The organism is Hymenobacter sp. AT01-02 (genome assembly GCF_000961955.2).
Lineage (GTDB): Bacteria > Bacteroidota > Bacteroidia > Cytophagales > Hymenobacteraceae > Hymenobacter > Hymenobacter mucosus.
Map to the genome: position 1 here is coordinate 26,247 of NZ_JZIR02000006.1, position 20,889 is coordinate 47,135.

Annotated in this window: 14 protein-coding genes and 1 pseudogene; 7 read left to right on the plus strand and 8 right to left on the minus strand. The window is 57.7% G+C overall.

What is annotated here, in order from left to right:
• Positions 1-59: 59 nt before the first annotated feature.
• From VI25_RS02500 to VI25_RS23845, 7 genes are all read left to right on the plus strand, one after another.
• Positions 60-2,186 (plus strand): RICIN domain-containing protein, encoded by a 2,127-nt coding sequence (locus VI25_RS02500; RefSeq protein ID WP_089332623.1) that lies wholly within the window; start codon positions 60-62, stop codon positions 2,184-2,186.
• Between the two features lie 174 nt (positions 2,187-2,360).
• Positions 2,361-4,322, plus strand: a complete 1,962-nt coding sequence (locus VI25_RS02505; protein ID WP_045687452.1) for a sialate O-acetylesterase — start codon at positions 2,361-2,363, stop codon at positions 4,320-4,322.
• A gap of 51 nt (positions 4,323-4,373) precedes the next feature.
• Positions 4,374-5,627, plus strand: coding sequence for a glycoside hydrolase family 30 protein (locus VI25_RS02510; protein WP_052695002.1), 1,254 nt, complete (start codon positions 4,374-4,376; stop codon positions 5,625-5,627).
• Positions 5,555-5,842, plus strand: a complete 288-nt coding sequence (locus tag VI25_RS28210) for a glycoside hydrolase family 30 beta sandwich domain-containing protein (protein ID WP_316934239.1) — start codon at positions 5,555-5,557, stop codon at positions 5,840-5,842. The genes VI25_RS02510 and VI25_RS28210 overlap by 73 nt, the downstream gene beginning before the upstream one ends.
• Positions 5,843-6,016: 174 nt before the next feature.
• Positions 6,017-7,480 carry a glycoside hydrolase family 30 protein gene (locus tag VI25_RS02520; protein ID WP_045687457.1) on the plus strand — a complete coding sequence of 488 codons (1,464 nt, stop codon included), beginning with the start codon at positions 6,017-6,019 and terminating at the stop codon, positions 7,478-7,480.
• A gap of 158 nt (positions 7,481-7,638) precedes the next feature.
• On the plus strand, positions 7,639-8,193 hold the full coding sequence (locus tag VI25_RS23840) for an alpha/beta hydrolase (protein ID WP_052695000.1): 555 nt from the start codon (positions 7,639-7,641) through the stop codon (positions 8,191-8,193).
• Positions 8,194-8,225: 32 nt separating this feature from the next.
• On the plus strand, positions 8,226-8,687 hold the full coding sequence (locus VI25_RS23845; RefSeq protein WP_052694999.1) for a hypothetical protein: 462 nt from the start codon (positions 8,226-8,228) through the stop codon (positions 8,685-8,687).
• Positions 8,688-8,814: 127 nt separating this feature from the next.
• Here the strand turns inward: VI25_RS23845 and VI25_RS28765 are convergent, their stop codons facing one another.
• From VI25_RS28765 to VI25_RS02565, 8 genes and pseudogenes are all read right to left on the minus strand, one after another.
• Positions 8,815-9,546, minus strand: a complete 732-nt coding sequence (locus tag VI25_RS28765) for an alpha/beta hydrolase family protein (protein WP_410503420.1) — start codon at positions 9,544-9,546, stop codon at positions 8,815-8,817.
• Positions 9,547-9,750: 204 nt separating this feature from the next.
• Positions 9,751-10,982, minus strand: a pseudogene (locus tag VI25_RS28220) (DPP IV N-terminal domain-containing protein); the annotation flags it as partial.
• 328 nt (positions 10,983-11,310) lie between these two features.
• A complete protein-coding gene (locus VI25_RS02540; RefSeq protein WP_052694998.1) occupies positions 11,311-12,195 on the minus strand; it encodes a family 16 glycosylhydrolase in 885 nt (294 codons plus the stop codon).
• Positions 12,196-12,234: 39 nt separating this feature from the next.
• A complete protein-coding gene (locus VI25_RS02545) occupies positions 12,235-13,497 on the minus strand; it encodes a PKD domain-containing protein (RefSeq protein ID WP_045687451.1) in 1,263 nt (420 codons plus the stop codon).
• 74 nt (positions 13,498-13,571) lie between these two features.
• Positions 13,572-15,068, minus strand: coding sequence for a RagB/SusD family nutrient uptake outer membrane protein (locus VI25_RS02550; RefSeq protein ID WP_045687450.1), 1,497 nt, complete (start codon positions 15,066-15,068; stop codon positions 13,572-13,574).
• 20 nt (positions 15,069-15,088) lie between these two features.
• Positions 15,089-17,908 carry a SusC/RagA family TonB-linked outer membrane protein gene (locus VI25_RS02555; RefSeq protein ID WP_055562233.1) on the minus strand — a complete coding sequence of 940 codons (2,820 nt, stop codon included), beginning with the start codon at positions 17,906-17,908 and terminating at the stop codon, positions 15,089-15,091.
• Positions 17,878-18,228, minus strand: a complete 351-nt coding sequence (locus VI25_RS02560) for a carboxypeptidase-like regulatory domain-containing protein (RefSeq protein ID WP_052695568.1) — start codon at positions 18,226-18,228, stop codon at positions 17,878-17,880. Before VI25_RS02560 ends, VI25_RS02555 begins: the two co-directional genes overlap by 31 nt.
• Before the next feature lie 629 nt (positions 18,229-18,857).
• Positions 18,858-20,873, minus strand: coding sequence for a 7TM diverse intracellular signaling domain-containing protein (locus tag VI25_RS02565; protein ID WP_045690161.1), 2,016 nt, complete (start codon positions 20,871-20,873; stop codon positions 18,858-18,860).
• Between the last annotated feature and the right edge of the window lie 16 nt (positions 20,874-20,889).

Consider the following 20,889-nt stretch of genomic DNA (forward strand, 5'->3'; position numbering starts at 1 on the left):
TTTCCGGCTCCCAAGGCCTGTTAGTGCTTGTTTTTTATCACAACCAAAACCCCACCACCATGAACACCACTACCTTATCGCCCACCCCCGCCAGAAGACGGCACTGGCTGCGTTTCCTGCCCCTGCTAGCAGTTGGCTTAGGCCTGGCCGAATCGGGCGCCGCCCAAAGCTTTTTGCGCGCCGACGGCACTCGCATTGTAAACGCCAGCAACCAGGAGGTTATCCTGAATGGCATGAACCTGGGCAACTGGGCCGTGCAGGAAGGCTACATGATGAAAGTAGGCTGGCCCGGCCTCGACGGCAAGCAAACCCAGGGCAAGGTGAAAAAGACGCTCTACAACGCGGGCATGAGCGACGCGGCCGTTGAAACCTTCTATCAGAACTACCGGGACAACTTTATCACCAAGCCCGACATCGACTACATTGCCTCCAAGGGCTTTAACTGCGTGCGCCTGCCCCTGCACTACGAGCTGTTTCTGACGCCCGCGCAGCGGGCCGTGCGCAACAGCGTGATGCGCGGCACCGTTTCCTACGACTCCTACGTGAGCCAGCTCACCAGTTGGTACAATGCCAATCAGCTTTTCACCGACCCCAACAACATGGCGGCGCTGCGCATGATTGACAACACCCTGGCGTGGGCCCAGGCCAACAATATGTACGTGGTGCTGGACATGCACGCCGTGCCCGGCTCCCAAGGCACTGACGCCAACATTGCCGACCAGATTGTGGCCAATGACCTCTGGAACCGCCAGATCAACCAGGACGTGCTTAACCGGCTGTGGTCGTTTATCTCGAACCGGTACAAGAACGACGCCCGGGTAGCCATGTACGACTTGATTAACGAGCCGAATAACTACCCCAGCAACCAGAAGATTCACGACGTATTTCAGCGCCTGATTACGACCATCCGGAATCAGGGCGACAACCACCTGATTTTGGTGGAAGGCAACGGCTGGGGCAACGACTACAACTATATGGAGCCGTTTACCTTCTCCAACCGCACCAACTTGGTGTACAACTCGCACCGCTACAGCGGCACGGGCTACGAGATGGACAATGGGGTGAACTCCACCGGCGGCGGCCCCAACGACCTGCGCTTTATTGGCAACCTGCGCAACTTCCGCACTACCCATAACGTGCCCATCTGGATTGGAGAAACTGGCGAAAACTCCGACACCTGGATGCGCGACGCGGCTAAAAACCTCAACTCCGTGGGCATTGGCTGGTGCCACTGGACCTACAAGCGCTTCGAGGACCGCAGCAACCCGGCCTTTATGCACATCAACCCGCCCTACGTGGTAGATGGCCCTGCTGGCCTGAACCAGGTGCTGACTAACATTCAGTTTGCCAACTGCGTGCCCAACACCACCGTGGCGGCCGTGTCGCCCAACCAGAACGGCATCGTCAACTACCCCGGCGGCGGCAACTACAATGGCACTGCCGCTACGCCGAGCGGGCCCGCCATTGGGCGCATTTACGAAATCAGTTCCAAAAACGGGGGCAAGGCGCTGGAAGTGTCGAACAACTCCCAGGTGAACGGCGGCCGGGTGCAGCAGTGGGGTTGGGTAGGCGCGGCCAGCCAGAAGTGGAAGCTGGTCGACGCTGGCGGGGGCTACGTGCGCATTGTAAACCTGAACAGCAACAAGAGCCTGGATATTGCCGGCCCCAGCACCGCCGACGGCGCCCTGGCCCACCAGTGGGATTGGTTGAGCCAGGATAGCCAATACTGGCAGATCATTGGCAATGGGGATGGTACGTACCGCATCATCAACAAGTACAGTGGCAAGGCCCTTGATGTGCAGAACAACTCTACCGCCGACGGCGCGGCCGTACACCAATGGACCTACGGGGGCGGCGACAATCAGCGCTGGTGGTTCTCCGACCAGGGGGCGGCTCGGGTTGCGCTGGCCGCTGCCGGCTCGGTGGCCGATGGGCGCCTGCAAGTGTACCCTACCGTGGCAGCTACTAACCTGAACGTTCAGTACACAGCCACGGCTGGGCAGCAGCTCAACCTGCGCCTGGTGGACTTGGCTGGCCGCGTGGTAAGCAACCAGCCCAACCGGGCGGTGACGTTGGGTGAAAACCGCCTTACCCTACCCGTAACCGGGCTGCGGGCCGGTGTGTATCTGCTGCAAGTGGATACCGCTGAGGGCATGTTGGTACGCCGCGTAGTAATTGCTCAGTAATGTTGAACCTGCCGGCTCCGGAAATTCCGGAGCCGGTTTTTCGCTTTGCCTATTGTCCTACCTCTACTTACTCTTCCCAAACCCCGCACTATTTCCTAGCTAATCCCGCGCCGCTGAATTTCCACATTACTTCCCTGCGACAGCCTCCCTCCCACAGTATTGCCTGCTACTAACATGAACTTCTCTTCCCTACCCCTTCCCGCGTTTGTAGCCTTAGCGCTGCTAGCGGCGCCGGCCCGCGCTACGGTGCGGTTGCCGCGGCTGGTAAGCTCGCACATGGTATTGCAGCGCAACGTGAAGCTACCGCTGTGGGGCTGGGCGGCTCCTGGCGAGGCGGTGCGCATAACGTTCCGGGGGAGCAAAGTTCAGACGAAAGCGGGTGCCGACGGGCGCTGGACGCTCTCCTTACCGGCGCAGCAGGCCGGCGGCCCTTTTGTGCTGGAAGTGCAGGGCACCAATACGATTCGGCTAACCGATGTGCTAGTGGGCGACGTGTGGCTAGCCTCAGGCCAGTCGAACATGGAGTGGCCCTTGCGCGATGCCGCCCGCGGCCCCGAAGAAACGGCCGCCGCTAGCTACCCTACCCTCCGTTTATTTGCAGTGCCCAACCGGGCTGAACACCTTCCCCAGGCAGAGCTAGCCGGGGGCGAGTGGCAAGTGTGTACGCCCCAGTCGGCAGCAGGCTTTTCCGCCGTGGCCTACTTCTTCGGGCGCGATGTGCAGCAGCAATACAAGGTGCCGGTAGGGCTGATTGCGGCGGAATGGGGCGGCACCGTGGCCGAAGCCTGGACCAGCGCCGAAGCCCTGCGCCAGCTACCCGACTTTCGGGCTCCTCTAGCATTGCTCAGCGCCCAAACCAGCTCATTTGCCGACCAGGAAGCGGCCTATGTCACCCGCCTGCGGGAGTGGCAGCAGAGCCCCGCTGGCCAAGACCATGGCTTGCTGCCGGGCCAACCTACCTGGGCCGACGCGGCCACCTCCACGGCTACTTGGAGCACTATGCAGCTGCCCGGCTTGTGGGAAGGCCAAACGCCCGAGCTGCGTGACTTTGACGGTATCGTGTGGCTCCGGCGCGAGATTATGCTTCCTCCTACGGCCGCCAACCAGCCCCTCACGCTTAGCCTCGGGCAGGTAGACGACCAGGACAGTACGTTCTTCAACGGCGTAGTCGTGGGAGGTACCCGGGGCTACGACAAGCTGCGCCGCTATACCGTGCCCGCCAGCCTGGTGCAGGCCGGCCGCAACGTAGTGGCAGTGCGCGTGACGGACAACGGCGGTGGTGGCGGCATCTGGGGCAAGGCAGCAGATATGTCGGCTATGGTGGCGGGCCAAGCGGTGCCGCTGGCGGGAGCGTGGTACTACCGGCCGGCTTTCGACCCGGCCGCCCGGCCGCGGGCTCCATATCCTGGCGGGGTGCAGAACACGCCTACAGCATTGTTCAATGGCATGATTGCGCCCCTCATTCCTTTTGCCTTGAAAGGCGTGCTTTGGTACCAGGGGGAAAGCAACGCCGACCGTGCTACGCAGTACCGCACCTTGTTTCCCGCCCTAATACAGGACTGGCGCGCACGTTGGCAGCAGGGCCCCCTGCCGTTCCTGTTTGTGCAACTGGCGGGCTACATGTACGACGAGGCTCAGCCGGCTACTACCGCCTGGGCGGAGCTGCGTGAGGCGCAACGCTTCACTAGCCTCTCCGTTCCGAAAACCGGCATGGCCGTAGCCCTCGACCTGGGCAATGCCGACGACATCCACCCGCGTAATAAGCTGGATGTGGGGCACCGCCTAGCCCTGGTTGCCCGCCGGGTGGCTTATGGCGAAACTGCCGTCGTAGCCTCGGGGCCTACTTTCGAGAAGCTTACTACTACCGGCAACCGCCTTACCCTCACCTTCGGCAATACAGGCCGCGGGCTGGTGCTGAAACCGGGCGCTACGCCCCCCTTTGCCGTGGCCGGCCCCGACCGGCACTTTGTGTGGGCTCGGGCGGAGGTAAGCGGCACTACCATTGTTCTGCAGGCCGATGGGGTACCAAACCCGGTGGCCGTGCGCTACGCCTGGGGCAACAACCGCCCCGCTACCCTCTACAACCAAGAGGGCCTTCCTGCTTCGCCCTTCCGCTCCGATATCTGGCCGCGCTAGCTCCCCCAGCTTCTCCCCTTCTCGTTCCGCTGCTTTATCCTTCCCCATACTATGAAATTCTCTGGTAATCTTTCCCGTGCAATCCTGAGCACGCTGCTGGGCAGCAGCCTACTGGTAGGGTGCGGGGGCAGCGACGGTGGCTCCGACCCCACTCCTACCCCTCCCTTACCCCCAACCCCAGGGCCTACTGCGGTCTCCCAAATGGCGCTGTGGCTCACGGCTCCCTCCGACGCATCGACGCGCTTCTTCAAGTCTCCGCAGGCCCTCAATTTTGGCTCCGCGGCGGGTCAGAACCCAACTATTGCCGTAGACACTACCCAAACCTACCAGACTATTGATGGCTTTGGCTACACCCTCACGGGTGGTAGCGCCCAGCTGCTCAATCAGATGAGTGCGCCGACGCGGGCAGCCTTGCTCAAAGAGTTATTCGCTACCGACGGAAGCAATATTGGCACCAGCTACCTACGCGTCAGCATCGGCGCCTCCGACTTGGACGCCAGGGTGTTTACCTACGACGATGCCGCGCAGCCCGACCCGACCCTGGCGCAGTTTAGCATTGCCCCGGACCGCGTCAACCTGATTCCGGTGCTCAAGGAAATCTTGGCTATCAATCCCAACATCAAAATCCTGGGCTCCCCCTGGACGGCGCCTACCTGGATGAAAACCAACAACAGCTACATTGGGGGCTCTCTGAAGGCGGAATATTACCCAGTGTACGCCCAATATTTCGTGAAATACCTGCAGGCCATGCAAGCCGAGGGCATCCGATTGGATGCGGTGACCCTGCAAAATGAGCCTCTGCACGGTGGTAACGAGCCCAGCATGGTAATGACGGCTGCCGAACAGGCGACCTTCATCCGCGACTTTGTGGGGCCTGCTTTCCGCACCGCCGGGCTAGCCACCAAAATCATCCTCTACGACCATAACCTCGACCATCCCGAATACCCGCTTACGATCCTGCGCGACCCCGAGGCTAGCCAGTACGTGGATGGTTCGGCTTTCCACCTCTACGACGGCACCATCTCTACCATGAGCCAGGTGCGCAATGCCTTCCCGAGTAAGAACGTGTACTTCACGGAGCAGTGGGTAGATGGCCGCAGCAACAATTTCGCTGGCGACTTTGGCTGGCACGTGAACAACCTCATCATTGGCGCGACGCGCAACTGGAGCAAAAATGTACTGGAGTGGAACCTAGCCTCCGACCAGAATTTTGGGCCTCACACGCCCGGTGGATGCTCTACCTGCCTGGGCGCCGTGACTATCAATGGCAATACGGTGACGCGCAACGTAGCTACTACACGGTAGCCCACGCGGCCAAGTTTGTGCGGCCCGGCTCGGTGCGCATTGCCACCAACGTGCCTGGCAGCTTGCAAAACGTAGCCTTTAAGAACCCTGACGGCAAAAAAGTGCTCATCGTGCTCAATACTGGCGCGGCCTCCCAAACGTTCGACATTGGATACCGCGGCAAAGCTGTAACTACCACGCTGGCCGGGGGCTCCACGGGCACCTACGTGTGGTAGCTACTCTGCCTCTCCTTGGCCTTGCTTGTGGTAGGAAGTAGGCATAGGCTCAACCACTTTGTACCTCCTACTGCGCTGCACCTACAGCCCTACCAGCTAGCCCCTGCCCTTGCGCCTACAGCGGGGCTACTGGCTTCCTGCATCCCCCTTCTGAATACTCAACAACTGAATAGCATGCAAAAAACCTTTATTGCCGCGCTGGTGGCTTCTTGTGTTAGCGCCCCGGTTTCCGCCCAGAAAGCCACTACGGCCGCCAAAGCGTACTCGGCCACGGGCAAGCAAGTACAGGTGTACACCACCGCCGACAACTCCCAGCTACGCCTTGCCGCCACCGACAAGCTGAGTTTCAAAGAAGTGGGCCAGCCTTTAGAAACCCAGCCTACGGTGTTTGTAGACCCCACGCACACCTTCCAAACCATTGTGGGTATTGGCGGCGCCCTCACCGATGCCTCGGCCGAAACCTTTGCCAAGCTGCCCAAGGCCCAGCAGCAGGAGTTTATGCAGGCTTACTTTAGTCCTACCGCCGGTATTGGCTACACCCTGGGACGCACCAACATCAACAGCTGCGACTTCTCTACCGACACTTACACCTACGTAGCGGATGGCGACAAGGAACTCAAAACCTTCAGCATTAAGCACGACGAGAAGTATAAAATGCCCTTCATCAAGCAGGCGACGGCGGCGGCCGGCGGCAAGCTGACGATGTACGTGAGCCCCTGGAGCCCCCCGGCCTGGATGAAGGACACCAAAAACATGCTGCAGGGCGGCAAGCTGCTGCCCGAGTTCCGCCAGAGCTGGGCCAACTACTACGTGAAATTTATCAATGCCTACGAGAAGGCCGGCATCCCCATCTGGGGCCTCACGGTGCAGAACGAGCCTATGGCCAAGCAAAAGTGGGAGTCCTGCATTTTCACTGCCGAAGAGGAACGCGACTTTGTGAAGGGCTACCTCGGGCCCACCCTCAAAAAAGGGGGCCTCAGCGACAAAAAGCTGATTGGCTGGGACCACAACCGCGACCTGATGTTTCAGCGCGCCGCCACTCTCTTCGATGACCCCGAGGCTAGCCAGTACTTTTGGGGCCTAGGCTACCACTGGTACGAAACCTGGACTGGCAGCGGCATGCAGTTCGACAACCTGCGCCGCGTGCACGAAACCTACCCCGGCAAAAACCTGGTGTTCACGGAAGGCTGCGTGGAGAACTTCAAGTTTGATAACATAGGCGATTGGAAGCTGGGCGAGCGGTACGGAAACTCCCTCATCAGTGACTTTAATGCGGGCACCGTGGCCTGGACGGATTGGAACATTCTGCTGGACGAAACCGGCGGCCCCAACCACGTCGGCAACTTCTGCTACGCCCCCGTCATTGGTGATACCCGCAGTGGCAAGCTCATCTACACCAACATCTATTACTATATCGGCCACTTCTCGAAGTTTGTGCGCCCCGGCGCCAAGCGCATTGCCACGGCCTCCAGCCGCGACGTACTGCAAACCACCGCCTTCCTCAACACGGACGGCAAAGTAGCCGTGGTAGTCATGAACCAAACCGATAAAGAGCAGCCCTTTCAACTCTGGATGAAAGGCCAAGCCGCCCAAACCACGAGCCGCCCCCACTCTATCATGACAATGGTAGTAAACTAAGCCGTTTCCTTCGTTAGCCAACGATTAAATAACCGTCATGCTGCACCTGTTGAAATACGCTTCCCTCTCTCATTTTTTCCGAGAACGAAGCGTACTTCAACAAGCGTAGCATGACGTTGTTTTTGGCGGCCCGGCCGAACACACAACCTTGCTTCTCGATGCGTATTCTAGCTTCTCTACTGCTCGTACTAGCGCTGCTGTGGCGCCTGCCGGCCACGGCCCAGGCACCTGCCAGCGGGCGCGTGGTAGTCACGTACCTTGACTCGAAACTGCTGCGCGACAACCTCGGCGGCGAAAACCCACGGCGCCGGGTGAGCGTGTACCTGCCGGCCGGCTACGATGCCAACCCCGGCCAGCGCTACCCAGTGCTGTACTACCTCCATGGCTTCAGCTGGAGCGACAGTCTGCTGTTCCACGCCGACGGCCTCGGCACCCTCTTGGACCAAGCTATTGCCGAGGGCCAAATCCGCCCCCTAATTGTGGTGGCACCCAACGAGCAAACTTTGTTCCAGGGCAGCTTCTACACCAACTCCGCTACCAATGGCCCCTGGGCCGACTTCACCGCCAAAGAGTTGGTGAGCTTTGTGGATAAGAACTTCCGTACCCTGGCCCGGCCCAGCAGCCGTGGGCTAGCCGGCCACTCCATGGGCGGCAATGGCACCTTGCGGTTGGCGATGGAGTACCGGGCGCCTATGCCGCTGCCTACGCTCTAAGTCCCGGATTTGTAGCGCCTCATCCCGAATGGATGGCCGCCCGAACCAGCGACCTGGCAAGCCGCGCTACCTCCCGTGCCGCCCTCAAAAACGATTTCAACGCTATCCGCATCGTGGCTACAGCCCGCGCTTTTTCACCTGCCCCAGGCAAGGGTGCTTTCGGCGCGGCCCTGCCTCGCTTTTTTGGTCCCGATAGCCTGGCTCGCCGCGACGCTGTGCTGGCGCAATGGGGTGCAGCCTCGCCCCTGGCCCTGTTGCCCACGCACTTAGCCAGCCTGCGCCTACTGCGCGGCTTGGCCTTCGACTGGGGCGAACAGGACCAGTTCCGCCATATCCCAGCGGCCTGCCGCATGCTCGATGTGCAGCTTTCCGCCTACGGCATTCCACATTCGGCCGAGAGCTACGAGGGCAACCACGGCAGCCGCATCATGGGCCGCGACGGCCGGATTTACCAGAAACTACTGCCGTTCTTCAACCAGCATCTACAGTTCTAGCCACAGTCCTAGGTGTAAAACACGAGGCCCCGGGAGCAACAACGTTGTCGCTCCCAGGGCCTCGTGTTTTGTGGTTGTCAGTTGTCAAGCGGTTATGGCACCTTCATTGTCAACTAGTCCGTAGGCCCTACCGGCCGCCGGGCGGGCAGTTTTCCTTCAGAAATTTGGTGAAGGTAGCAGCCAGGTGGCGGCTGGTACCCTCGCCTTCGGAAATGCTGTGCGAGCGGTTGGGGTAGGACATCAGCTGGAACACTTTATTATTGCGTACCAGCTCGTTAATCATCTGTTCGGCATTGTTGTAGTGCACGTTGTCGTCGCCGGTACCATGAATGAGCAGCAGGTTGCCTCGCAGATTTTTGGCGTGCGCCAAGGGTGAGTTGTCTACGAAATAGTGCTTATCCTCGGGCACCAAGCCCATGTAGCGCTCCTGGTAGATGTTGTCGTAGTTGAGCTGGTTATCAACGGCCGCAATTGAGATACCGGTTTTGTAGATCTGCGGGTACTGAAACAGCAGGTTGAGCGTAGAGGAGCCACCACCGCTCCAGCCCCACACGGCCACGCGGCTGGTGTCTACGAAGCTGTTTTTCAGCACTTCTTTAGCACCCATGGCTTGGTCACGGATGTTGAGGCTGCCAATGTTGTGGTAGATGGCCTTGCGGAACTCGCGCCCGCGCGGAGCCGGGGCACCGCGGTTTTCCAGGGAGGCGTAGATGTAGCCATCTTCGGCCATGCTACCCTGGTAGAGGCGGTTGGAGCCGGTGCCGAAGCGGTCCGTGACGGTTTGGCTGGCGGGCTCCCCGTACACGTAGAATACGATGGGGTATTTCTTGTTGGGGTCGAAGTTGGCAGGCTTCACCATCCAGCCGTCTAAGGTCACACCATCTACGGTTTTCACCTGGAAGAACTCAGGCGTGGGTAGCTTCAGGTTCTTGGCCTGCGCGGGCGTTTCGCCCCCGCTCAGGCGCTGATGATTCGGCAGGGCCACCACGTCCGACACGGGGTACACCGTGCTGCTGGAGTACGTGTGGAGGGCCAGCTTGCCGTTGGGCGAAATCTCATAGCTGTGCGAGCCCGGCAGGTTTTGGGGCGTCACGCGCTGGGCCGAGCCGCCTTTCAGAGCCACTTTGTACAGGTAAGTTTGAGTAGCATTGGTGGGGGAAGCCATGAAGTAGATGGTTCCCTCCTTCTCGTTAATAGACTCCAGACTGATAACGTCGAAGTTGCCCTTGGTAAGAAGCTTCTCCTTGCCTTTGCGGTCAATGGTATAGAGGTGGCGCCAGCGTCTTTCTCGCTGCTCCACACAAAGCTCTTTCCCCCCTCTATCCAGTTCCAGCCCACGGCTTCCGCCTTGGCATCCACCCAGGCCTTGTCGGTGTCGGTATAGATAGGCTTTACGGCACCGGTAGCGGTAGTACAGAGCATAAGCTTGCTCTCGTTCTGGCGGCGGTTGAGTTGCTGCAGAATCAGTTCGCCGTTGCCGGCCCACTCCATGCGCGGAATGTAGTGCTGCACGGCGTCGCCGGGCACGTTCATCCAGCGGGTTTCCCCGCCCGCTACGGGTACCACGCCCACGCGGCAGCGGCTGGGGTCCTCGCCCACTACGGGGTACTCTACCGGAATGGTGAATGGATACAGAGCATCCGTGGTGTTCATCATGAGGTAGTTGCGCGTCTTGGTAGCGTCTAGCTGCCAATAGGCAATGCTCTGCCCATCGGGGGCCCAGCGAAACCCGTCGCGGCAGTCCAGCTCTTCCTCATACACCCAGTCGAAGGTGCCGTTGATGAGGCGGTCTGTGCCGTCGGTAGTGAGGGCGGTGATGCGGTTATCGGCTAGGTTTTCTACGTAAAGGTTATGCTCACTCACGTAGGCCACCTTGCTACCATCGGGCGAGAATTTGGCAAACATCAGCGACGACTCTGGGCGGCCCTTACCTAGCTGGGTGAGCTGCTTGCTGGCCAGGTTGTATACCCAGTAGTCGCCGCGGGTGTCGTAGCGCCACACTTTCTTGGTGTTGGTATTGAGCAGCACCTGACGGCCATCGTCGGAGAAGATGAAGCGGCGCACTTTCAGCGGGGCGCTCTGTCCCTGGGGTGTGAGCTGCTGCTTGCTGATGAGGGTGAGCGACTTACTAGCGTCGCGCGCATCGAGCTGAACGATTTCGTCTTGCTGGACGCGCACGTAGCCGTTGCCGTCCTTGGTCCACTGGGTAGCATTGCCCTGCGCCAGCGTGAGAGTGGCCGAGCACAGCAAAAGCCCTGCTGCTACGCCCACATGGCGTACTGCGTGTTGTATCATGCGAACAAATGAGATTTAGGGCCTGAAATTAGCGTTTTCGCCGGGACCTTGCGGCATTTTGCATACCAAATCGGGCCCAAGCCCCGTGAACGCGCAAAGGGCCGGCCTGCCCCCCTAACAGGCAAACCGACCCTCCAATGAACCGGACTAGTGTAGTGCCGGCCCAGAAATAGCTACCCGAATAAGTTGCTTGGCTGGGCATCCGCAGTAGTGCCCTTCGAAGGCAACTGCACCCGGTTGTTGTCAACCAGGTGCAGTTGCCGCCCGGTCCGGTAGGGCTAATCCCCAAAAGTCCCACCGAAATGCGCAAGCACCCGCCGCGAGTCGCTTATTTATACTGGTAGTAGCGCACGTAGTCTACTTGCATTTGCTTCGGAAACACCGCCGTTCCGTCGGGGTTACCGTCAAAGTTGCCGCCCACGGCCACGTTCAGAATTAGGAAGAACGGGTTGTTGAACGGAAAAGGACTAGCATCGGAGCTAGTGAAGGTGTAGTACGGGGTAGCGGCCCCATCTAAATAGAACCGCAGCAGGTCCTTGCTTCGCACTACGCTGTAGGTATGAAAGTCCTCGGAGAGGTCGATGGCCAGCGTTTGGGTAGTGCCCTTGAAGCGGTGGTCGGCTACGCTGTTGCCAAAGTGCATGGTGGAGAGCAGTTCCATGGGCCGGCTGCCGCGCAGCTCCAGAATATCAATTTCACCACACAGGGGCCAGTTATTCTGGTCGATGTTGTCGCCCAGCATCCAGATGGCGGGCCATACCCCTTTGCCTTTGGGCACTTTGGCGCGCACATCAATGCGGCCAAACTGGAAGCTCTGCTTGCCTTTGGTAATGAGGCGCGCTGAGGTGTAGGCATTGTTCCCCGACTGCTGCTGACGGGCTTGGATAACGAGGTTGCCGCCGCTCAAAAAAGTGTTATCGGTGGAGTTGGTATAGTTCTGCAACTCATTGTTGCCCCAGCCACCGCCACCTTGCTCATACACCCACTTGCTTTGGTCGAGGCTGCCGGTGTCAAACTCGTCGCTCCACTTGAGTTCCGTGTACTGATTGTAGTCGCGCGCTTCTTCGTTTACCGCTGGCGTAGTGGGAGTTGGTGGCGCGGGAGCCGGAACGTCCTTGGTTTTCTTTTCAGTGCAGGACATCAAGCTCAGGGTCAGCATAAAGCCGACCCCAAACCGAAGTTTCCGCCACCCGAAGGAGGATTGAATAGTCATGAAGCAAAAATAAGAGCGAGAAAGTGAGCGTATGCTCACCTATTTGGCAACCATCTTAATGGTGAATACCGTTCCACCGGCTTGGCCGCTACCCGCCCGGATAGTCATTTTCTTCTCGTCGATGGAAAGAATGCGGTAAACCCGTTCCGTCACGGATGCATCTACGGCGCCAATGAAGGCACCAGCGCGCGTGAGAGTAAACTGTGCTAAGCCAGCCCCCGCAGCCGGACCAAACACGAAGGGCGAAGTGCCCGACAAAGGCGCTTGGCAGGTATAGTTAGTCTTATCAGCAAAGAACGTTTCCGCCTTAGCATCATAAGTAAACAGGTTGGCCATGCTGAACGTGAACTCATCATCGGACTGGCAGCCGGGTAGTTCGCCAGGCTTTACCCCTGCGAAATAGGTAGAAGGCGAAGCCTCAGTACCTACCGTAATGGGAGCATCGGCGGTGTTGTCCAACATCCAGGTTTTGGAGGAGCCACCGGTTAGTAGCAGCTTGATAGGCGCCGTAGCATCGAAGGGAGCAAGCGTTATTACCGTACGGGTGCCGTCGGGGTTAGTGCCACGCAACCGCAGACGCGTGTCGGTAGCTTCCAGGATGTCGTAGGTCTTGTTTGATACGGAATCGGGCAGGCCAATGAAAGCGCCCTTCCCTTTCAACACAATTTGCGGATTGCCGCTACCGTTGGGCCGGAAGATAAAGTCGCCGGAGTTCACGCGCGAGGTACCACAGGCGCCATTCTGGTAGGTTTGGCCTCCACTTTCGTAGTTGAGCGTGAAGCCGTTGCTAAACGAAAACTGGTCGTCGAGTTGGCAAGCAGGCAAGGTAGTAGAGCTAGAAAGTACGGCCCCAGTAGCCGACTCGCGCACGATAGAGCCGGGCGCATCCAGGAAGGACCACACGCGCGTGCCGCTGCCGGCGCAATCTACCAATTTGCTGAAGGCAGCATTGTTGCAGGCATCGGCTACTACTACCGTTTGCTTAGCTGAGAAGCTAGTACCGCCTTTACCGGCCGTGATCAACTCTACTTGGTAAGAGCCGGGCCGGGTGTAGGTGTGCTGCACGGTATTGCCGGAGGCACGAGAGTTGTCGCCAAAGTTCCACTGGTACAGGAACCCGTCTTGGCTGGTGCTGGTGAAGGTAACTACCGTGGGAAACTCCGTGGTATTGGCCTGAAAGGTGAAGCTAGACTGGGGCACGGAGCCTTCCAGCTCGTAGTCGTCTTCTATCTTACAGGAAGAGAACAGCAGCGGGGCTGATAATAAGCCTAATACAGCTAGGCGTAGTATAGAATTTTTCATGGGAATTCAGGGGGCAATAAGGAGATGGGAGGCTAGTAGGCCCGCCCGGAGTGCATCTTCGGGCGGGCAAACAATTAGTAGCCGGGGTTTTGCGCCAAGTTGGGGTTCAAATCGCGCTCCGTCTGCGGAATGGGCAGCACTACGTTGAAGGGCTTGATACCCTTGGCAATCAGCTGAGGCGAAGTCAGCAGCGTGCCTGTACGCTTCATATCAAACCAGCGGTCCATCTCAAATGCCAACTCATACTTCCGCTCCCGGATAACGGCCGTTTTGAAAGCAGCCGCACTAATACCGGCAGCAATGTCCTTGGCGCTAGCCGTATTGATGGGCAGGCCAAAGGCGCGGCGTCGCACCTTGTTAATGGCTTCCAGGCCGGTAGCCGTGGGGCCTTCTGCTTCAGCCTGAATCAGGTACATCTCGGCTAGGCGCAGCACCGGAATATTCAGCTCAGAATCCCAGATGTTGGTGTTCGCTTTGCCTACAAACCACTTCTTTACGCCGTAGCCGTTCGGTGAGCCAGGCAGCGAAGCGGGCTGGGTGCGGCCGTCAGGATAAACGTCGCCGGGTTTCCAGATGGTGGCGTCGCGGCGCAAGTCGCCGGCTTCGTAGCCCGCCACAAAGTCAGGCTCGGGAATGTTGAAGCCATAGCCGCCCTGGGGCACAATACCCTGGCCGCGAGGGCCAAAGAACTCGTTGCCACTAAAGCCGGGACCATCCTGGGTGTACTGGTTACGTCCCGAAATGAACTGGGCTTCAAACAACGACTCCTTGCCGTTCTCGTTGGCTACCTTGAAGTTGTCGGCATAGTTGTCCCACAGGGCTTTGCCGCTACCCGAAATTACTTCTCGGGCGCGCTGGCCCGCTTCCGTCATTTTGTTCTCGGTGAGGTACACCTTGGCCAGCAGGCCGGTAGCAGCCCATTTCGTGGCCCGCCCAATGTCGTCGCCGCTGTAGGACGGAGGCAGGTTGCCGATGGCATCGGTCAGGTCCTTTTCAATTTGGGCGTATACCTGGGCGGCGGGCGTGCGCGGCACGTTTACTTCCGCTAGCGTTGCAGGTGGAGTAGTCAGTAGGGGCACATCACCGTAGGCGCGCACCAGGTCAAAGTAGTACTTGGCGCGCAAGAACTGAGCTTCGCCGAGGCAGCGCTTTTGCAGGGCGGGGTCAATGCTCATGGCGGGCACCTTCTGCAACACAATGTTGGCGCGGCCAATGCCCACGTAGCAGCTACCCCACAGGCGGTTTACTACGGGATTGGTGGTAGGGATGTTGAAGTTATCAAGCTGCTGGTACTCAATACCATCGCCGCCGCCGCCGCCGCCGGTGTTGGAAAGATCCGAGAAAATGTCGCCTACGCCCCATAGCGCGGCGTTGTACTGGCCCGCCGTAATTAGCTCGCCATACACGGCATTGGTTGCCTGAATGGCATCAGTAGCCGTTTTGTAGAAGTTTGCATCCGTTACCTGGTCAGTGGGAGATTCGGCCAGGAATTCTTCGCCGCAGCTGGAAAGCAGGCCCAAAGTCAGTAGCCAAGCTCCGCAGACGTATTTGTATTTTTTAGTGGGTAGCATTGTGGGAAGTAGTTAGGGGATTAGAAACCGATGTTGAGGCCAGCCAGGAATACTCGTGGCTGAGGATATATCCCCAGGTCCACACCGCGGGAGCCCACTTCGGGGTCGTAGCCGGTGTATTTGGTTAGCGTCAATAGGTTTTGGGCACTCACGTACACGCGCAGTTGCTTAGCAGCAATGCGCTCGGTTAGGCCCGCGGGAAGGGCATAGCCTAGGGTGAGGGTTTTAACGCGCAGGTAGGAGCCGTCTTCTAGGAAATAGGAGCTCACCCGCAGGTTCTGGTTGGGGTCGCCTGCAATGGCGCGGGGCACGTCGTTGCTAGTACCGGGGCCAGTCCAGCGGCCCAGCACGCGGGTACTACCACTGCTGTTGCCGTAGAGCGGGCTTTCCAGAATGTAGCGGTTCTGGTTGTAGATGTCATTGCCCTGCGAGCCCTGCACAAACACGTTCAGATCAAAGCCACCCCAGGTCAGGGTGTTGTTCAGACCGTAGGTAAAGTCGGGGTTAGGGTTGCCGATAAACTTGCGGTCCAAGGCATTGATAGCGCCGTCGTTGTTCAGGTCCTTGAAGCGAATGTCGCCAGGGGCAGCACCACTCTGCGTAGCGTGGTTGTCAATATCTTCCTGAGTTTGGAACAGGCCATCGGCCACGTACCCGTAGAAGGAGCCGAAGGGCTGACCTACGTCGTAGCGGACAATGGTGCCGCTCAGAGCGCCCAGGCCGTTGTAAGGCTGCCCTACCCCCAGTGACTCCAACTCCGTCTTGAAGACCGACATATTCAGGGTGGTCGTCCAGTTTAAGGCGCGGCCCGTGCCCTGCACGTTGTGCGACGTGAAGGAGAAGTCGATACCGCGGTTGTAGGCTGAGGCAGCGTTCCGGTTCACATCCTGGTACGTACCCGACACCAACGATACCGGCACGGGAGCAATCAGGTTCGGGGAGTTCCGGTTGTAGAGGTCAATGGTGGCCTCGAAGCGGTTTTCCAGGAAGCCTAAGTCAATACCAATGTTGGTCTGGTTGTTTGTTTCCCAGCGAAGCTCAGGGTTCGACTGGCGCGTAGGCGCCGCCCCAATCTGCAGGGCACCCGTGGGACCGAAGGGATACTGAATACCCGAGTTAACGGCAAACAGGTAAGCGAAGCGGCCAGCGTTGTTGGGGTTGCCCACTTTGCCGTAGCCCACGCGCAGTTTGAGGTTGCTCAGGACGCTGTTGCCCTTCAAGAAGTCCTCCTCCGAGATGCGCCAGCCTGCCGATACGCCGGGGAAGAAGCCAAACTTGTCGCCGGGCGGGAAGTTGCCGGAGCCGTCGTAGCGAGCCGTCGCCTGGAATAGGTACTTACCCGCAAACTCGTAATTGACACGACCAAAATAGCTGGCCAGGCGCGACGGTGGGTTGATAGTACCGGCGTTGGCCAGTTGGGTGTTAATGGGGCCCGAGTTGATTACCTGCAAGTCGTTGCGCAGGTAGCCCGTCCGGTAAGCCTCCACGTTGCTGTAGTTGAACTCCTGAGCCGATTGGCCTACCAGCAAGGTAAACTGGTGCTTGTCGGCAAACAGGTGGTCGTAGGTAATGGTGTTTTCGATGAGGTAGCTCGGCGCGTACGACGACGTAGCCGAAGAGCCTGCCAGGTTGTAGCGCGTTGAGTACACGTCACTGCCTACGCGCAGTTCGGGCACCGTAGGTCGGAACGCATTGTAGTTATCAAAGATGAAGTCAGCACCCACGTTCGTACGGAAGCGCAGGCCTTTTACGGGCTCCAACTCAGCAAACAGGGTAGTCAGGGCACGGTTACGCGTAAACCGTTGGTTGTTTAGCGTGGCAGCAGCAATAGGGTTCTCCTCCACGAAGTTGTCTTGCAGACCACGGGGCTCGTAGTAGTAGCCATCGGGGCGGTACACCGGAATAATGGCCGGGATACGCAGTGTTTGCTGCACCGTACCGTACTCACCGCTGTTGGACGTAATCTGCCGGTCGCTGAGGTGCGTGAGCGAGATGCTGTTACCTAGCTTCAGAATCTTGTTTACCTGCACGTCGCCGTTGGCCCGGATGGTAAAGCGCTCAAAGTTGGACCCCACAATGGTACCGTCCTGCTGGAAGTAGCTGCCCGACACGGCAAAGCGTGCCTTTTCGCTACCACCCGTAGCCGAGAGGGAGTAGTTCTGGATGGCAGCCCGGCGGAATACTTCATCCTGCCAGTCGGTGCCTTCACCCAGGGCTTGCGGATCGCGCAAACGGTCTACTACGATTGGCTCGCCATTAGCTATACGGTTCTCGTTGTTAATGACAGCGTACTCCCGGGAATTAAGCAGGTCAAGCTTGCGCCATACCTGCTGCACCCCCCGGTACACGTCCAGGTTGATGGTAGAGGTACCGGCCTTGCCGCGCTTGGTAGTGATAATTACTACCCCGTTCGCAGCACGCACCCCGTAAATAGCCGTCGCCGAAGCATCCTTCAGAATATCGATAGTTTCGATATCATTGGGGCTGATGGCGTTCAGCTGGTTTTCACCACCATCGGGCAGGGGGAAACCGTCCACCACGTAGAGGGGGTTGTTGTTGCCCGCCGACGTAATACCCCGTACCCGAATAGATGTGCCCGCGGCACCACCCGGGGCACCTCCATTGGAGGTTACCGTAACACCGGCGGCGCGCCCTTGCAGAGCCTGAGTAGCATCTGCCACGGGTTGCGAGGCAATTTCCCGCGCCGATACCGAGGATACGGCACCCGTTACGCTACCTCTCTCCTGGGTACCGTAGCCTACTACTACTACTTCGCTCAAGGCCCGCGTGTCCTCAATCAGGCTCACGCTTAAGTTGGAAGTAGCACCCGTAATGGGCACTTCTTTGCGGGCAAAGCTACGTAGCTAAAGATCAGCGTTGAGCCTTCAGGCGCAGTAAGAGTAAAGCCACCGTCGGAGTTAGAAGAAGTACCAAGGGTAGTACCCTTCACAATAATTGTGACACCCGGTAGTGGGTCACCATTTTCCTGCGTTACGCGACCCGAAATAGTCACGTCGGCCACTGCAGCACGACGCGTAACGCCTTCATCTGGGGTAGTGGAGGCATTTGCCGCAAGCGGCGCAGCCAGCACGGGACCACCGCAAGCAGCCAGCCACAAGGCCCGCCGCAACAGGGTCTGAGTGTAGAGGTATTGGTTCATGAATGTGGGAATGGTGGGAATGAGTGATAATGAATAGCCGCTAGTTGGGAAAATGGCGACATGTAGAGTAGCGAAGAGGATGGTTGCTCAGCTTGCTAGCTGGCACTGCATACAAGAAAGCTAGGGCCGTACCTATCCCTTTCTTGGCTCTACTTCAGTAGGGGTAGTAGATCGGGGCGCCAAGTACAGACACCTGCCTATACGCTTGCCTCCATTACTAATGAGTGTTTGGTTACCAAGACCAGCAAGCTGTTGACGAAACTCAGTAGTGGAAGCACTACGAGATTAGATCGAATGCACTAGAAAAAGGGAGTGGAATATTGGAACCAGAGTACTACTACAGAGCAGCAATGCATACCTGGCCGAAAGGGACACCCAAATATATTCGGCCTTGTTTCGGAAATGCAATAGCAAAAACTGCCCCTACTGTTCTAAAAAGCCTTTTTTTCATCTTGCTAACAAGATTCCTATACACTTACTACACAAACAAAACTCGCTATTATAGGCTCTATTTCGTTTAGAGCGCACTAGTTGACTTGATACCTATCAGGTAAAAAACAATCAAGAAAATGGTCTTCTACGAGTAATAATTTTAAATAATTTATTCTCGTAAGCCTTTACTCACTTACTCACTTCTCCAGCCGAACTACAGTAGCCCCATCGTCCAGCATATTCTCTTCTTCGCTTGCGCCCGTAGCATCTAGCAGTACGTGCGTCCAGCCTTCGTTTTCGTCAAAATCAACAGCCTGCCGACGACGGCGCATGGCTTCCGTTACCTTCTGGCTAAAGCTCCAACACGTGCCCTGGCGTAGATCAAGTACCCGGGAAAGCTCCTGCGATGAATAACTACCCTTGTGAGTGTAGATCAGGAACACAGCGTAAAAAGCTTTGATGATAGAGAACTTACATTTCTGCAACAGGGTGTATGCAGTAGCCGATTCTACGTAGCGACACTTGGTACAACGGCGGGAATGCGGCTCGCGTCCGTCACAGAATTTTTCGTGGCCGCACTTACGGCACTGGTAGCCGTCGGCCCACTTCAGGTTGGCCAAGTACGTCAGGCAGGCATCCTTATCGGGATAGATTTGGCTGAACTCCCCAAAATCAACTTCTTTGGATAGGACACGGGCAGCTTTAGCGGCGTGCAGGTCGCGTTCCAAGTCTAGGTTCAGCTTTTCAATGGCCGCCGATTGTAAGGCCAGTAAGCCATTGGCTTGCAGCAGTTCCCGGTTCTGAGCAGCAATAGTTTCGCTTTGCTGCCGTAGTTCCTCTGTGCGACGGGTCACCAGGTTTTCAAGCTCAGTGTTCAGTTGGTCTTTGAGCTCCTGATTTTGCCGCAATTGCTCCACCAGCATATCCTGAGCCTGGTGCTTTTTGCGCAACTGCTTCACTAACTTGTCTTGGGCCCTAATGGTAGCATCCTTAATGCCCTTAATCTTTTCGCCTAGGGCATAGGAAAGCACCACCACTTCAATCACAAAAGCCACGTTCATGCTATACACGGTGGCCGTATTGGTGAAGTTGTTGATACCCAGCTTGCGCAGAATAAGAAAGCACACGCTGATGGCTACTAACGCATGCGCTAATAGGAAGAACCTGGCGGGCCGAAATCCTCGCCGCCATACCTGAATGGCAGCGTAATACAGCATTCCGTAGGGCAGCAGGTAAAACCAGAAGCCCCAACCAGAGTGCAACCACAAGGTATCCACCAGCAGCACCCCTACACTTAGAAGCACTACACTACGTACGATGGGGTCGTAGTGGGGCAGGCGCTGGGGAGCATCTAAAAACTGACGAGCGTAGTAGCTGAACGTGAGCAGCAGCAGAATTGGGGATGCAGCAATAACCAACTGATTTAGAGCCGGGTAATCAGGCCAAAGATATTGAAACCCCAACCCATCTTCCGATAAGAACACGAGGCTGCAGCTAAGCACATAGACCACGTAGCGCAAGTAGGTTTGCTCGCCAATGAAAAGGTAGAGACACAGGTTGTACACCACCATAATCAGCAGCACCCCATAAAAGCCCCCCAGCAAGCCGTATTCCGTTTGGAAGTGGACTGCAAGGGGCTGCTCGGTGCGCAAGCGGCTAATAAAGCTAGTTTTGGAATTAGAGGTAAGCCGTAGGTAAAAGGTATGGGTGCGGTTAGAATCGAGCGGCAACCGAAACAGGAAGTTCTTGTAAGGAAACTTACGCGAGGTAAGTCGCTGGTCGGCCCCCGTATGGATAGCTCCCCGCTCTGTGTTGGTGGCGGGATAGAAGAGAATATCGTTGATGTGAGAATCAAACAACTCCAGGTACCAATGCTGAGCTAGAGGCCCTTCGGCGTGCACTACCAACCGTAGCCAGTAAGCGGCGCCAGGATTTTCCATATTGGTTGGAATACTATCACCGCGCTGAAACTGAGCAGCATAGCGCGGCAGTTGCACATCAGCCAAACTTAGCTGCCCCGTAGGATCTTGCAACACACTATAGTAAGCCGGATCAATAAATATCTCCTCTAGGTTGGGCTGCACGCGCATGGTATCTGCCACAGGGCTCGCATTAGCTGCTGCATAGCCCCGACTTACCACCAGCAAGCTCAACAGCAGATAGTTGCAAAAATGCTGGAAACTAGGCGAGAAATAGCGTAGAATAGGTCTCATAGGAGTTACTAAGATA

What these genes read in the sequence shown, in the direction of transcription:
- VI25_RS02510 (WP_052695002.1), top strand. Translation starts at nt 4,374, where the DNA reads ATGAAATTCTCTGGTAATCTTTCCCGTGCAATCCTGAGCACGCTGCTG.
- VI25_RS02520 (WP_045687457.1), top strand. Translation starts at nt 6,017, where the DNA reads ATGCAAAAAACCTTTATTGCCGCGCTGGTGGCTTCTTGTGTTAGCGCC.
- VI25_RS02540 (WP_052694998.1), bottom strand. Translation starts at nt 12,195, where the DNA reads ATGACTATTCAATCCTCCTTCGGGTGGCGGAAACTTCGGTTTGGGGTC.
- VI25_RS02505 (WP_045687452.1), top strand. Translation starts at nt 2,361, where the DNA reads ATGAACTTCTCTTCCCTACCCCTTCCCGCGTTTGTAGCCTTAGCGCTG.
- VI25_RS28210 (WP_316934239.1), top strand. Translation starts at nt 5,555, where the DNA reads ATGCTCTACCTGCCTGGGCGCCGTGACTATCAATGGCAATACGGTGAC.
- VI25_RS23845 (WP_052694999.1), top strand. Translation starts at nt 8,226, where the DNA reads ATGGCCGCCCGAACCAGCGACCTGGCAAGCCGCGCTACCTCCCGTGCC.
- VI25_RS02565 (WP_045690161.1), bottom strand. Translation starts at nt 20,873, where the DNA reads ATGAGACCTATTCTACGCTATTTCTCGCCTAGTTTCCAGCATTTTTGC.
- VI25_RS02550 (WP_045687450.1), bottom strand. Translation starts at nt 15,068, where the DNA reads ATGCTACCCACTAAAAAATACAAATACGTCTGCGGAGCTTGGCTACTG.
- VI25_RS02545 (WP_045687451.1), bottom strand. Translation starts at nt 13,497, where the DNA reads ATGAAAAATTCTATACTACGCCTAGCTGTATTAGGCTTATTATCAGCC.
- VI25_RS23840 (WP_052695000.1), top strand. Translation starts at nt 7,639, where the DNA reads ATGCGTATTCTAGCTTCTCTACTGCTCGTACTAGCGCTGCTGTGGCGC.
- VI25_RS02500 (WP_089332623.1), top strand. Translation starts at nt 60, where the DNA reads ATGAACACCACTACCTTATCGCCCACCCCCGCCAGAAGACGGCACTGG.
- VI25_RS28765 (WP_410503420.1), bottom strand. Translation starts at nt 9,546, where the DNA reads ATGGTGAAGCCTGCCAACTTCGACCCCAACAAGAAATACCCCATCGTA.
- VI25_RS02560 (WP_052695568.1), bottom strand. Translation starts at nt 18,228, where the DNA reads ATGAACCAATACCTCTACACTCAGACCCTGTTGCGGCGGGCCTTGTGG.